This window comes from Pseudoclavibacter sp. RFBA6 (assembly GCF_002931575.1).
Classification (GTDB): domain Bacteria; phylum Actinomycetota; class Actinomycetes; order Actinomycetales; family Microbacteriaceae; genus Pseudoclavibacter; species Pseudoclavibacter terrae.
In genome coordinates this window covers 103907-117316 of sequence record NZ_PSUA01000013.1, presented here as the reverse complement: position 1 = coordinate 117316, position 13410 = coordinate 103907, and the positions used below count along the sequence as shown (strand labels likewise).

The window sequence follows — 13410 nt, the reverse complement described above, 5'->3', positions numbered from 1 at the left end:
CCCTTCTAGCTGCCCACGAGATGTCGGTGGCCGCACCTACAATCAACGAGTCATGACGCTACTGCCACCAGTCTTCGATCCCTCTGAAAACGACCTCCTCGACGGACTCAATCCGCAACAGAAGGAAGCCGTCACCTACCGCGGCCCCGCGCTGCTCATCGTGGCGGGCGCGGGCTCCGGCAAGACGCGAGTGCTCACCCACCGCATCGCCGGCCTCATCGCCTCCCGTGAGGCGTGGCCGAGCCAGATCCTCGCGATCACCTTCACCAACAAGGCCGCCGCCGAGATGCGCGAGCGCATCCAGCACATCGTGGGCGGTGCTGCGGATGGCATGTGGATCTCGACCTTCCACTCGGCCTGCGTGCGCATCCTGCGCCGTGAGGCAGACAAGTTCGGCTTCACCACGAGCTTCACCATCTATGACTCCGCCGACTCGAAGGCGCTGATCAAGCGCATCGTGAAGTCACTCGAGGCCGACGTGCTCGGCTTCACCGTCTCGAGCGTCCAGTCGCGCATCTCGAAGCTCAAGAACGAGCTCACCGACGTTGACGGCTTCGCCCGCCAGGCGAACATGAGCGACCCCCGTGACGCGATGTTCCTCGACATCTACCGCCAGTACACGCAGTCGCTGCGCCGCGCCAACGCGTTCGACTTCGACGACCTCATCTCGCAGACGGTGTGGATGCTCCGCGCCTTCCCGGAAGTCGCGGCCCAGTATCAGCGTCGGTTCCGCCACGTGCTCGTCGACGAGTACCAGGACACGAACCACGCTCAGTACTCGCTCATCCGCGAGCTCACGAGGTCGGTCGAGCCACAGCATGTGCCGCACGACACCCGCATGGAGCTCGACGAGCGCGGCGGAATCCCCGGCGCCTCGCTCACGGTTGTCGGAGATTCAGACCAGTCGATCTACGCCTTCCGCGGTGCCGACATCCGCAACATCAGCGAGTTCGAGCGCGACTTCTCGAACGCCAAGGTCGTGCTGCTCGAGCAGAACTACCGCTCGACACAGAACATCCTCTCGGCAGCCAACGCCGTCATCCGCAACAACTTCGACCGCGTCGACAAGAAGCTCTGGTCCGACGGCGGCGAGGGCGCGAAGATCGTCGGCTTCACCGGGTTCTCGGCGCACGACGAGGCGCAGTTCGTGGCCGACGAGATCCACAAGCTCCGCGACGCCGGCCAGAGCTACAACGACATGGCCGTCTTCTACCGCACCAACGCGCAGACGCGTGCGCTGGAGGAGATCTTCATCCGCTCCGCCGTGCCGTACCGCCTCGTGGGCGGCACGAAGTTCTACGAGCGCGCCGAGATCAAAGACCTCATCGCCTACCTGACCGCCCTCGTCAACCCGGCCGACGAGATGTCGACGAGACGCATCCTCAACTCCCCGAAGCGCTCGATCGGCCCGGCCACGGAGACGGCGATCTGGGACTTCGCGAACAAGTACGGCATCACGTTCCGAGACGCCATGCGACGTGCCGGCGAGCTCGGGCTCGGCCCCAAGGTCACTGGCGCGATCGCTCAGCTCGCGAAGCTGCTCGACGACGCGACGGCCGGCCTCGACATCGACTCGCCGACCGGCCGCAAGACGGTCAGCCAGACGCTCAAGACCATCGTCAAGGGCACGGGGTACCTCGAGAAACTGCTCCAGACCGGCAACCCGCAGGACGAGGCGCGCGCGGAGAACGTCGAGGAGCTCATCTCCGTCGCGGCCGAGTTCGACAAGAACAACGCTGGCGGCTCGGTCATCGACTTCCTCACCGACGTCGCGCTCGTCGCAGCCGCAGACGACCTCATCGACGAGTCCGGCGCGGTCGTGCTCATGACGCTCCACACCGCGAAGGGGCTCGAATACGACTCGGTCTTCATCACGGGCGTCGAGGAGGAGCTGCTGCCGCACCGCATCGCCGCCGACGAGCCGGGCGGGCCAGCGGAAGAGCGGCGCCTGTTCTACGTCGGCATCACGCGCGCCCGCAAGCGCCTCCACCTCTCGCTGGCGATGATGCGCTCGCAGTTCGGCGAGACCGCGGCGTCGCTCCCGAGCCGCTATCTGCAGGAGATTCCCGAGGAGCTCATCGAGTGGCGGGTCTCACCCGGTGCCGCGGGCGGCCACGGCGGCTACGAGCAGCGATCTGTCACCTCAGCACGCAAGCCGCTCGGCAGCGAAGGCTACGGAACGGCTGGCGGCTACGGCAGGAGCTCCTCCGACGCGGGCAGCGCCGGCTTCTCCAGCGCGGTCCGCTTCCGAGACTCGGATGCGGGTCGAGAGACGGCCCCCAAGGCCAAGCCGAAGCAGAAGTGGATCAACGAGGTCACAGGGCAGATGCGCGACAACAGCGGCATGGAGCTCGCCGCCGGCGATCGGATCTCCCACGTCGACTTCGGTGAGGGCACGGTGCGCGCGATCCTCGGCAGCGAGGCGAAACGCATCGCGGAGGTCGACTTCGACAGCGCCGGGCGCAAGAAGTTGCTCGTGAAGCTCGCACCGATCGAGAAGCTGACCAACTGAGGCGCGCGCTGGCACTAGGCTGGACGACGGACGTGTTTAGCCGGGCGGCGGGCACACACTGCCTGCCGGCGATGCGGTCCGCTCTGCAAATTCTGAAGGCTCGAGCGCGAGAATCCGAAGGCTCGGGCGAACGAACGCGACGACGCGTCGCGGATGGGATGAAACGTGGATCTCTTTGAGTACCAGGCGCGAGATGTATTCGACGCCCACGGTGTTCCAGTTCTCCAGGGACTCGTGGCCTACACGCCCGAGGAGGCGAAGGCCGCAGCCGAGAAGATCGGTGGCGTGACCGTCGTCAAGGCACAGGTCAAGGTCGGCGGCCGAGGCAAGGCCGGCGGCGTCAAGCTCGCGAAGACCCCAGATGAGGCGTTCACCGCTGCGGAGGCCATCCTCGGCCTCGACATCAAGGGCCACGTCGTCGAGAAGGTCATGATCGCGCAGGGCGCGGACATCGACCAGGAGTTCTACTTCTCCGTGCTCCTCGACCGTGCCAACCGCTCGTACCTCGCCATGGCGAGCGTCGAAGGCGGCATGGAGATCGAACAGCTCGCCGTCGAGAAGCCCGAGGCACTCGCACGCATCGCCGTCGACCCCATCCGTGGCATCGACGCAGCCAAGGCGGAAGAGATCGCGCGCGCCGCGAACTTCCCGGAGGAGCTCGTCGCGAAGGTCGCCGACGTCTTCGTCAAGCTCTACGAGGTGTACAACCAGGAAGACGCGACGCTCGTCGAGGTCAACCCGCTGGTGCTCACCAAGGGCGGCGACATCGTCGCACTCGACGGCAAGGTCACGATCGACGAGAACGCCGAGTTCCGTCACGCAGACCACGTCGCGCTCGCCGAGGCAGCAGGCGGACTCGACCCGCTCGAGGTCAAGGCCAAGGCCCACGACCTCAACTACGTGAAGCTCGACGGATCCGTCGGCATCATCGGCAACGGCGCAGGCCTCGTCATGTCGACGCTCGACGTCGTCGCCGGCGCCGGCGAGAAGCACGGCGGACAGAAGCCCGCCAACTTCCTCGACATCGGAGGCGGAGCATCCGCTGAGGTCATGGCCGCCGGTCTCGACGTCATCCTCGGCGACGAGCAGGTCAAGTCGGTCTTCGTGAACGTCTTCGGCGGCATCACGTCGTGCGACGCCGTCGCCAACGGCATCGTGGGCGCCCTCAACACGCTCGGCGACGCGGCCACCAAGCAGATCGTCGTCCGCATCGACGGCAACAACGTCGAGGAGGGCCGTCGCATCCTCGCCGAGGCGAACCACCCCCTCGTGACCGTCGTCGCCACCATGGACGAGGCAGCCGACAAGGCCGCCGAACTCGCCGCCCGCGCCTGAGTCGCCAGAAGAAAAGCAGAGAAGGAACAACAATGTCGATCTTCCTCGACGAGAACTCCAAGATCATCGTTCAGGGCATCACCGGCTCGGAGGGCTCCAAGCACGCCACGCGCATGCTCGAAGCTGGCTCCAACATCGTCGGCGGCACCAACCCTCGCAAGGCCGGGCAGACGCTCGAGCTCGCGGGCAAGGAACTCCCCATCTTCGGCACCGTGAAGGAGGCCATCGAGGCCACCGGCGCCAACGTCACCGTCATCTTCGTGCCGCCGGCCTTCGCCAAGGACGCCATCATCGAAGCCATCGACGCTGAGATCCCGCTGGCCGTCGCCATCACCGAGGGCATCCCGGTCAAGGACTCCTCCGAGGCGTGGTCGCACGCGCAGAGCGTCGGCAAGACCCGCCTCATCGGCCCGAACTGCCCCGGCATCATCTCCCCGGAGAAGTCGCTCGCCGGCATCACGCCCGCGAACATCACAGGTGCTGGCCCCATCGGCCTCGTCTCGAAGTCGGGCACGCTCACCTACCAGATGATGTACGAGCTCCGCGACCTCGGCATCTCGACCGCCATCGGCATCGGCGGCGACCCCGTCATCGGCACGACGCACATCGACGCGCTCGAGGCGTTCGAGGCTGACCCCGAGACCAAGGCGATCGTCATGATCGGCGAGATCGGCGGCGACGCCGAAGAGCGTGCGGCCGAGTACATCAAGGCGCACGTGACCAAGCCCGTCGTCGGCTACGTCGCAGGCTTCACGGCCCCCGAGGGCAAGACCATGGGCCACGCAGGCGCCATCGTCACCGGCTCCGCGGGCACCGCTCAGGCGAAGAAGGAGGCCCTCGAGGCCGCCGGCGTCCGCGTGGGCACGACGCCCACCGAGACGGCCAACCTCCTCCGCGAGGTCTACGCGGCGCTCTAGCGAGCGAGCGGCCGGGCGACGCCAGGCGCCCCGCAACCAGCGCAGAGCAGCAGCTCTGCACACGACGAAGTGGGCTGCAGCCACGTGGAAGCACGGGCTGCAGCCCATTCGTCTCACCGCGAGTCGACGCCCCCGCGTCGCGTCGCGCGCGTGAACGTCCGCCGGAATCACGCCGTCGGGTCAGGATTCGAGACAGGATGCACGTGCCACGACCAGAGTCGGCCCCCGCACGACCGCATGGTCACACCGGCGCGCATCCGGGCGGGCAGTCCGGGACGCGCCCAGGCCCCGCGTCCGGTGGGCGCCCGGCCGGACCCGCCGGAGTCGCCGGAGGGCATCATAGCGACGGGTCGACTGGCCGCCCCGGCGGCCACCCGGGCGCCGCATCCGTCCCGCTTGACCCGCGGGTCGTCGCGGCGACCCCGAGGCCCCGCATCGCTGGGCCGCTGGCGCTCGGCTGGCTGCAGGCCCTCGCGCTCGCCTTCACGCTGCTGCTCGTTGGGGGAGTGCTCGACGGCGTCCTGAACGACGAGGCCCCGAGCCGCGGCACCGTCGCGCTGCTCGTGGTCCTGGTCCTCATCGCCTCCGCTGTGACCGCGGCCTCGACGATGCTCGTGCAGCGCAGCAAGAGCGCAACCGAACGCGCGCTCCGCCGCCTCCTCGTCGGCCAGTTCTTCACCATCGGGCCCCTCGCGCTCGGTCGGGAGCGCACAGGCTCGCTCGTCAGCCGCGCCACCGCATCCGTCGAACGCGCGGCCGCCTACCGCGCCGGCTTCCTCGGCCCCATCATCGCGTCGCTCACGACGCCACTCCTCGTCCTCGCGGTCATCGCCATCGCGATCGACCCGGTCACGGCCGGGCTCCTCCTCCTGCTCGTTCCGCTCATCCCGCTCATCATCGTCGGAGTGCAGCGCGCGTTCCGCTCCTCGACCGGCGCCTATCGGCGCAGCGCGGGTCAGCTCTCAGCGGCGTTCCTGAGCGCCATCCAGGGCCTCACCACGCTCACGCTCAACCGCGCCGCGACGCGCACGGGGGACGAGCTCCGGGTCCGCGGCGAGCAGAACCGGCGCAACGTCATGCGGCTGCTCGCTGGCAACCAGGTGCTGATCCTGGCCGTCGACGCCGTGTTCTCGCTCGCCATGATCACCGGCGCCGCCGCGCTCGCCGCGTGGCGCCTCGGCGATGGCGCGATCACGCCTGGGCAGGCAGTCGCGATCGTGCTGCTGTCGACCTTGCTGACGGGCCCGGTCGACATCGTCGGCCAGTTCTTCTACATCGGCATGACCGGACGAGGCGCGGAGCGCGAGCTGAGCGCGGCCATCGCGGCGCGGCCGAGCCGAGACGCGGGCGGCCAAGCGACGGATGCAGCCGCGGCCGCAGCTGTGCACGCCGCCCTGGAACTCCGGGGCGTCACCGCAGGCTACGACCGGGCGCCGGACATCCTCAGCGACTACTCGCTTCGCGTCGAGGCCGGTGAGCGGGTCGTCATCACCGGGCCGAGCGGTTCGGGCAAGTCGACGCTGCTGACCCTCGCCCAGGGTCTGCTCGCGCCTCGCGAAGGGACAGTGCTCATCGGGGGAGCGCTCGCAGGAAGCTCAGACGCGCGTGCCGAACTCGCCGTCGTCGAGCAGAGCACGTTCCTCTTCACGGGCTCCGTCGCAGAGAACCTGCGGGTCGCGAAGCCGGATGCAAGCGACGACGAGCTGTGGGCCGCACTCGATGCGGCCGAGCTGCGCGACGACCTCGAGCGTGCGCCGGGCGGGCTCGCGACGCAGGTCGGCGAGAGCGGACTCGCCATCTCGGGCGGCCAGGCGCAGCGTGTCGCAATCGCCAGGGCGTTCCTCCGCGATGCGAGTGTGCTGCTGCTGGACGAGCCGACGGCGCAGGTCGACCTGCGCTCCGAGCGCCTCATCACGCGTGCCCTCGCACGGCTGGCCGAGGGGCGGACCGTGGTCATGGTCTCTCACCGGCCGACGAGCATCCTCGCCGCTGACCGCGTCATCAGCCTCGGCGCCGCCCGCTCGGAGGGCCACGAAACTGCCAGCGGGCCGTCGCACTCCCGCGGGGTTGCGGATGAAACCTCGGCTCCTGGCCAGCACGGCTCCAAGACCGCCAGCGGAACGGGGGAGCACCGATGAGCACCGCGACCACTCCAGCGACGCAGCAGCGCGAGCCGGCGCGGCCGAGCCGGCCCCAGCTGGTCGCCTGGCTCCTGCGCCAGACGGCGCCGCTGCTGTGGCCGCTCGCCCTGGCGACCGTGCTGCGAGTCGTCGGCCAGCTGGCCGGCATAGCGATCCTCGTCGTCGCGGTGCTCGGGGTCTCCGGACAGCTCTCGCTCTCCGCCACCGTCGTGACGATGGTCGTCCTCGCGCTGGCGAAGGCGGTGCTGCGGTACCTCGAGCAGTTCAGCGGGCATTTCGTCGCGTTCGCGGCGCTCGCTCGACTCCGCGACCTCTTCTACGCACGCCTCGTGCCGCAGGCTCCCGCGGCCACAGAGGGGGCGGGCAGCGGCGAGCTGAGCGAGCGCGCCACCCGGGACATCGACCGCGTCGAGGTCTTCTTCGCGCACACGGCGCCGCCGGCTCTCTCTGCGGTGCTGGTGCCCGCCATCGCGCTCGCCTGGCTCGGCGGTACGCAGGACGCGATCCTCGCATCCGCCATCGCGCCATTCGTCATCCTCGTCGTGCTGGTCGTCCCAGCGCTCGGCGGCGGGGCGGGCTGGCGGGCCTCGCGAGACGCGGTCGCGGCGAAGGGAGCCGTCGCGCAGCACGTCAGCGACTCGGTGCAAGGGGTCCGCGAGGTGCTCGCCTTCGAGCACACCGCAGCACGCCTCGACGACATGGACGCGCGGAGCGAGTCCGGCGCTCGGTCATCGCTGTTCGCTGCCCGGATCTCCGCGGTCCGTGGTGCGCTCGTTCTGCTGCTCCAGTGGGGGTCCGTGCTGGCGGCACTCCTCGTCGGAAGCGCGGGCGTTGGGGCCGGTGAGCTGACCTGGTCCCAGTTGCTCGTCGCCCTCGCCGTCGCCATCGGCCTCTTCGTGCCGACCCGCGCCGTGGAGAGCTTCGTGACCGACCTCAACGCGTCGTTCGCAAGCGCCGCGCGCCTCTACGAGGTCATCGAGCGGCCGCCGATCGTGACGGATGCACTCGCGGAGCCCGGCGGAACCGGCCAGGCCGATTCCGCTCGGCAGGAGCACCGCGAGCATCCCGTGGCGCTCGCCTTCGATGGAGTCACGTTCGCGTATCCGGAGGGAGTCGGCTCGAATTCGGAAGCCCACGCCGCCCCCAGCCGGGTCGTCCTCGACGATGTCACCTTCGACCTGCGCGTCGGGGAGCACCTGACGGTCGTCGGCCCCTCCGGAAGCGGCAAGTCGACGATCGCCTCCCTCGCCCTCCGGTTCTGGGACCCGCTCGGAGGGGTGGTCTCGCTCCGACGCGGCGCCGGGCCCGAGCCGCTGCAGCGCATACCGCTCGACGAGCTTCGAACCCGGATGGCCCTCGTGCCCCAGCGCGCCTACCTGAGCGACGGCACGGTCGGCCAGAATGTGGCGCTCGCGAAGCCCGACGCGAGCGACGAGGAGATCCTCGCCGCACTGCGCGTCGCAGCGCTCGACGAGTGGGTCGTGCAGCAGCCGAAGGGACTGGACACCCCGGTCCGGGAACGCGGCGGAGGGCTCTCCGGCGGACAACGCCAGCGCGTCGCGATCGCGCGAGCCGTGCTGGCCGACCCGGAGCTGCTGGTGCTCGACGAGGCGACCAGCGCGCTCGACGCGGCCACCGAGCAGACCGTTCGCGAGCGCCTCGGCGAGTGGGCCGCCGGACGCAGCATTCTCGAGATCAGCCACCGCATCGACACGCTCGGCGACACCGACCGAGTGCTGGTCCTCGACGCCGGGCGCATCGTCGAGGTCGGCTCACCCGAGCGGCTTCGCCACGCGGGCGGCCCCTTCCAGCAGCTCCTCGAGCGCTGATCAGCCGCGCTGCATCGACGTCTGCACGCCGTGTGCGCGCTGTCCGTCTGCACGGCGAGCCGCCGCTCCGCGCGTGCGCCCAGCGGGTCACCGGTTGTCCTGGCCAACATCAGTGCAGAATCGCAGCGATTGCGGCTTGAGCGGCCGATTCGGGCTGTTATCGCACTGATGTTGGTCAGCCGTTCGCGGAATCGCCGCTGCGAGCGTGGCCAGGCGGCGTGATGACTGGCGTCGGAGAGATGCCTCCGCTCGCCCGCGGAACGATCCCGGACGTTGGTCAGGCCGAGGCTGGCGCTGGGTCCGGATCCGAGTCCGGCGCTGCGGCCGAAGCGCAGCCGAGGGTGGCCTCGCCAGCGTGCTCGCGCAGCTCGAGGTCGATGAACGCGCCGATCATGGCTCGGTAGGTGGCCTCGACGACGTCGGGTGATGCGTCAGCCGACTCGGCAAGCCCGCGCACCTTGGAGATGACCTGGCCGACGCGGGCGGGAGCGCGCACGGCACCCTGGTCCTGCCCTCGTTTCGCGACGGCTGCACGCTCCACCCAGCGCTGCCGCTGGCCGATGAGGGCAACGATCTGCGCGTCGAGGGAGTCGATCGCGGCGCGGATGCCGGTCATGTCGTGCGGGCCTGTTGATCCAGTCATTCCGGCAGGTTAGCGGCTATCGTCGGGGTGCTATGCCTCGCCCGATCACGTACCTGTACTCGGCCGTCGACGCGCTTGTCGCGGCCGCGGTCGGCCTCGGCGTCCCGCTGATCGCGGTCGTCGCGGTGCAATTGGCGACGGCTGGCTTCGGCAGTGATTTCCTCGCCGGGTTCCAGTACGCGGCCGCCATCTGGGCGCTGTCGCTCGGCGGCTTCGTGAACGCGGCGATCGACCCGAGCTCAGGCCTTCTGCCTGCTGGCAGCGAGGCGATTGCCTTCACGGTGCGCGTCATGCCGCTCGGCCTGACGCTCATCACCGTGTGGCTGGCTCGCGTGACGGGCGTGCGCATCCGTGCCGGTTCCGACATGGTCTGGCCTGGCCTCCTCTTCACGACGGCGGTCTTCTCCGCCTGTGCCGCCGGCGTCTCGCTCGCCGCGACCGGTCGCGGTATCGATATCGGCGTCGGGCAGACCACGATCGTCGGCGCCGTCATCTTCCTTGCCTCCGCGTTCATCGGAGCCAGGGCATGGCAGGTCGCCCCTATCGAGGCCGCCGTCTCGAGCCTCGAAGCTCGCGGCCACGCGCTGCTCACGCAGGGGCTCCGGGCCGCCGGCATCATGATCACCGGCGTGCTGGGAGCTGGTGCAGTCCTCCTCGTCATCGCCGTTGTGGTTGGCCTCGCGAGCATCCTGGCCCTGTTCCAGTCGCTGCCGCTCGACGTGACCAGCGCGATCGTCGTGGGCCTCAGCCAGCTCGTGATCGCCGTCAACGGCGTCGTCTGGTCGGCTGCGTGGATGCTCGGCACCGGCTTCGCGCTCGGCACCGGTTCGAGCGTCACCCCGACCGAGACCCTGGTCGGCCCGATGCCGGTCGTGCCGCTCCTCGGCGCGATCTCGGCCTCGCCGCCGCTGCTCGCCATCTCCGTCATCGCGGTGCCCGTGCTGGTCGGCCTCGCGGCGATGGTCGGCGTACGGATGCACGCGCCAGCTGGCGCCGCGCGCGGGGTGTGGTCGCGCATCTCGGTCGCGCTGGTCGCGGCCGGTGTCGCCGCTGTCGCTGTGGGAGTCCTGGCGCTCGCCGCGGGGGGTTCGGCTGGCCCCGGCCGGCTGGCCGATGTCGGGCCCTTCCCGCTGCTCACCGGAGCGAGTGTGTTCGGGACCCTGGTGCTCGGAGCGCTGGTCGGCGCGCTCGTGCCGCTCTCTGCCGAGGAGCTCGACGACGATGCGGATGAGTCCGACCGCCGCCGCGATGCGCGGGAGGACGACGAGCCGGCGGACGCGACATCGACGGCGAAGGCAACAGCCAAGACGAAGGCAGGGTCAAGCACTGCGAGTTCGCGCGCCGGTGCGAACGCCGCGAAGCGAGATGCGCCTGCAGGAGCTTCGACTGCACCGGCGTCGCCCGGGAAGGGCACGAGCGTCCAGGCCAAGGCGTCCGCCGCGAAGCGTCGCGCGTCCAGAGACAGCGCCGACGAGCGCCCCTGGGTGGCTGACGCCGTCTCGAAGCGCTTCGAGGACCCGGGTGAGAGCGAGAAGAAGCCGGGGAGCGTGCTCGAGGTGCGGGCCGACGACCCGCCGGCGGAACGCCAGACGTCGGAGATCCGCCGCGCCAAGCGGCTCAAGGTCGAGAACCCGCGCTACGACGACGAGCCAGACATCTACGCCGATATCGACATCGACGACTGACGATGCCGTGACCTTCGACGTCTCTCGAGATGACGGGAATCGCCACTCGACTAGACTGACCCGGTGCTCAAGGTAGTTGTCCTCATCTCCGGCGCCGGTTCGAACCTGCGTGCGCTGCTCGAGGCACTCCGGGCGTCCGCCGCTTCCGGTTCGCCCATCGGAGCCGAGGTTGTCGCGATCGGCGCGGACACGCAGGCCGCTGGCCTCTCGCTCGCGGAGGAGTTCCGGATCCCGTCGTTCGTCGTGCGGCCGAAGGACTTCCCCGACAGAGCGGCTTGGGGTGAGGAGCTGCTCGCGCAGATCCGTCGATTCGAGCCCGACCTGACGCTGCTCTCCGGGTTCATGCGGCTCGTGCCGCCTGCTGTGGTGGATGCGCTCGCCCCGCGCCTGCTGAACACGCACCCCGCGTACCTGCCCGAGTTCCCCGGCGCGCGCGCCGTGCGCGATGCGCTCGAGGCCGGCGTCGGCGAGACGGGCGCCTCCATCATCATCGTCGACAACGGCGTCGACACCGGACCGATCATCGATCGCGTCCGCATCCCCGTGCTCCCCGGTGACACCGAGGAGCTGCTCCACGCCCGCATCAAGGTCGCGGAGCGCCGTCTGCTGGAAGACACCGTCAGAGGCGTCGCCTCCGGCGAAATCGCACTCGAGGAAAGAGCCACCGCATGAGCACCCCCGCCTCCCACGGACCTTCCCACGGGTCGCTGACGACCCTCGAGCGCATCGAGCCGAAGCGCGCGCTCGTCTCCGTGAGCGACAAGAGCGGCCTCACCGAGCTCGCGGCCGGATTGAAGGCCGCCGGTGTCGAGATCGTCTCGACCGGATCGACCGCGAAGACCATCCGCGAGGCGGGCTTCGACGTCACCGACGTGCAGCAGGTGACCGGGTTCCCCGAGTCGCTCGACGGCCGCGTGAAGACGCTGCACCCCGGGGTGCACGCTGGCATCCTCGCCGATCGTCGCATCGATGACCACGTCCGCCAGCTCGAGGAGCTCGGCATCGCCCCGTTCGAGCTCATCGTCGTCAACCTGTACCCGTTCGTGGAGACGGTGGCATCAGGGGCGGATGCGCCTGCGATCATCGAGCAGATCGACATCGGCGGGCCGGCGCTCGTGCGCGCTTCGGCGAAGAACTTCGCCAATGCCACGATCGTGACGTCGCCCGCCGAGTACACGAAGGTGCTCGAGGAGATCGCCGGCGGCGGCGTCACGCTGTCGACGCGTCGCGCGCTCGCGGCCGCCGCATTCCAGCACACCTCAAGCTACGACCAGGCCGTCGGCGCGTGGTTCGTCTCCCACATCGCAGAGGTCGAGGGAGCAGGAGCAGGGGACGGGTCGACGGCGGCAACCGCCTCGGACACGCTTCCGACCTCGTTCACGCTCCAGGGCACGCAGCTCGCGACGCTGCGGTACGGCGAGAACTCGCACCAGGTCGCCGCCGTCTACGGCCGCGCTGACGGACGCGGCATCGCGCAGGCGGAGCAGCTCCACGGCAAGGAGATGTCCTACAACAACTTCGTCGACGCGGATGCGGCGCTTCGCGCGGCGTTCGATCACACCGCGCCCGCCGTCGCCATCATCAAGCACGCCAACCCCTGCGGCATCGCCGTGGCACCGGAAGGGCTCGCGCCCGCCGAGGCCATCGCTGAGGCACACCGTCGCGCGCACGCCTGCGACCCGGTCAGTGCGTACGGCGGCGTGGTCGCTGCGAACCGCGAGGTGTCGCCCGAGATGGCGAAGACGCTCTCCAAGATCTTCACCGAGGTCGTCATCGCGCCGAGCTTCGCGCCGGAGGCGCTCGAGGTGCTGAGCGCGAAGAAGAACATCCGCCTCCTGCAGCTCCCGGCGAACCCCGCCTTGGAGGAGCGCGAGGTGCGTCAGATCTCCGGTGGCTTCCTCGTGCAGAGCGCGGACCGCTTCGAGCCGAACGCGTCGCTCATCGAGGGATGGACGCTCGTGGCGGGTGCGCCTGCGGCAGGTCAGACCGTCGAGGACCTGGAGTTCGCGTGGCGGGCATGCCGCGCCGTGAAGTCGAACGCGATCCTCCTCGCCTCGGACGGAGCCTCCGTTGGTGTCGGAATGGGCCAGGTCAACCGAGTCGACTCCTGCCACCTCGCCGTCTCGCGCGCGGGTGAGCGCGCCGCCGGGTCCGTCGCCGCGTCCGACGCGTTCTTCCCCTTCGCTGACGGCCTCGAGGTTTTGCTCGAGGCTGGCGTCAGCGCCGTCGTGCAGCCGGGCGGGTCCATCCGTGACGAGGAGGTCATCGCCGCCGCCGAGAAGGCCGGCGTGACGATGTACTTCACGGGTGAGCGCCACTTCTTCCACTGATCCGCGCCGGTCTGCGTG

General features: G+C 69.7%; 9 protein-coding genes. 8 read left to right on the top strand and 1 reads right to left on the bottom strand.

What is annotated here, in order from left to right; genetic code table 11:
- Positions 1-52: 52 nt before the first annotated feature.
- The 5 genes from C5C17_RS13975 to C5C17_RS13955 all read left to right on the top strand — a co-directional run bounded on the left by C5C17_RS13975 (position 53) and on the right by C5C17_RS13955 (position 8734).
- A complete protein-coding gene (locus tag C5C17_RS13975; RefSeq protein ID WP_104253992.1) occupies positions 53-2512 on the top strand; it encodes an ATP-dependent helicase in 2460 nt (819 codons plus the stop codon).
- Positions 2513-2677: 165 nt separating this feature from the next.
- Positions 2678-3847: an ADP-forming succinate--CoA ligase subunit beta gene (sucC, locus tag C5C17_RS13970; RefSeq protein WP_104253991.1), complete on the top strand. Its 1170-nt coding sequence runs from the start codon at positions 2678-2680 to the stop codon at positions 3845-3847.
- 32 nt (positions 3848-3879) lie between these two features.
- The gene (gene sucD / locus C5C17_RS13965; protein ID WP_104253990.1) at positions 3880-4764 is read left to right on the top strand and encodes a succinate--CoA ligase subunit alpha; all 885 of its coding nucleotides are present in this window, start codon (positions 3880-3882) and stop codon (positions 4762-4764) included.
- Positions 4765-4967: 203 nt separating this feature from the next.
- A complete protein-coding gene (locus C5C17_RS13960) occupies positions 4968-6902 on the top strand; it encodes an ABC transporter ATP-binding protein/permease (RefSeq protein ID WP_181028614.1) in 1935 nt (644 codons plus the stop codon).
- Entirely contained in the window at positions 6899-8734 is a 1836-nt protein-coding gene (locus C5C17_RS13955; protein WP_104253988.1) for an ABC transporter ATP-binding protein, read from the top strand. Before C5C17_RS13960 ends, C5C17_RS13955 begins: the two co-directional genes overlap by 4 nt.
- Positions 8735-9011: 277 nt before the next feature.
- Here the strand turns inward: C5C17_RS13955 and C5C17_RS13950 are convergent, their stop codons facing one another.
- Positions 9012-9377 carry a chorismate mutase gene (locus C5C17_RS13950; protein WP_104253987.1) on the bottom strand — a complete coding sequence of 122 codons (366 nt, stop codon included), beginning with the start codon at positions 9375-9377 and terminating at the stop codon, positions 9012-9014.
- A gap of 32 nt (positions 9378-9409) precedes the next feature.
- Here C5C17_RS13950 and C5C17_RS13945 point away from each other — a divergent pair, with 32 nt between their 5' ends.
- The 3 genes from C5C17_RS13945 to purH all read left to right on the top strand — a co-directional run bounded on the left by C5C17_RS13945 (position 9410) and on the right by purH (position 13392).
- On the top strand, positions 9410-11062 hold the full coding sequence (locus tag C5C17_RS13945) for a DUF6350 family protein (protein WP_104253986.1): 1653 nt from the start codon (positions 9410-9412) through the stop codon (positions 11060-11062).
- A 63-nt stretch (positions 11063-11125) separates the two neighbouring features.
- Entirely contained in the window at positions 11126-11734 is a 609-nt protein-coding gene (gene purN, locus C5C17_RS13940; protein WP_104253985.1) for a phosphoribosylglycinamide formyltransferase, read from the top strand.
- Positions 11731-13392, top strand: a complete 1662-nt coding sequence (gene purH, locus C5C17_RS13935) for a bifunctional phosphoribosylaminoimidazolecarboxamide formyltransferase/IMP cyclohydrolase (RefSeq protein WP_104253984.1) — start codon at positions 11731-11733, stop codon at positions 13390-13392. The genes purN and purH overlap by 4 nt, the downstream gene beginning before the upstream one ends.
- Positions 13393-13410 lie beyond the last annotated feature (18 nt).

Coding starts and splice junctions, on each gene's coding strand:
- C5C17_RS13975 (WP_104253992.1), top strand. CDS start 53: ATGACGCTACTGCCACCAGTCTTCGATCCCTCTGAAAACGACCTCCTC.
- sucD (WP_104253990.1), top strand. CDS start 3,880: ATGTCGATCTTCCTCGACGAGAACTCCAAGATCATCGTTCAGGGCATC.
- C5C17_RS13950 (WP_104253987.1), bottom strand. CDS start 9,377: ATGACTGGATCAACAGGCCCGCACGACATGACCGGCATCCGCGCCGCG.
- C5C17_RS13955 (WP_104253988.1), top strand. CDS start 6,899: ATGAGCACCGCGACCACTCCAGCGACGCAGCAGCGCGAGCCGGCGCGG.
- purH (WP_104253984.1), top strand. CDS start 11,731: ATGAGCACCCCCGCCTCCCACGGACCTTCCCACGGGTCGCTGACGACC.
- C5C17_RS13945 (WP_104253986.1), top strand. CDS start 9,410: ATGCCTCGCCCGATCACGTACCTGTACTCGGCCGTCGACGCGCTTGTC.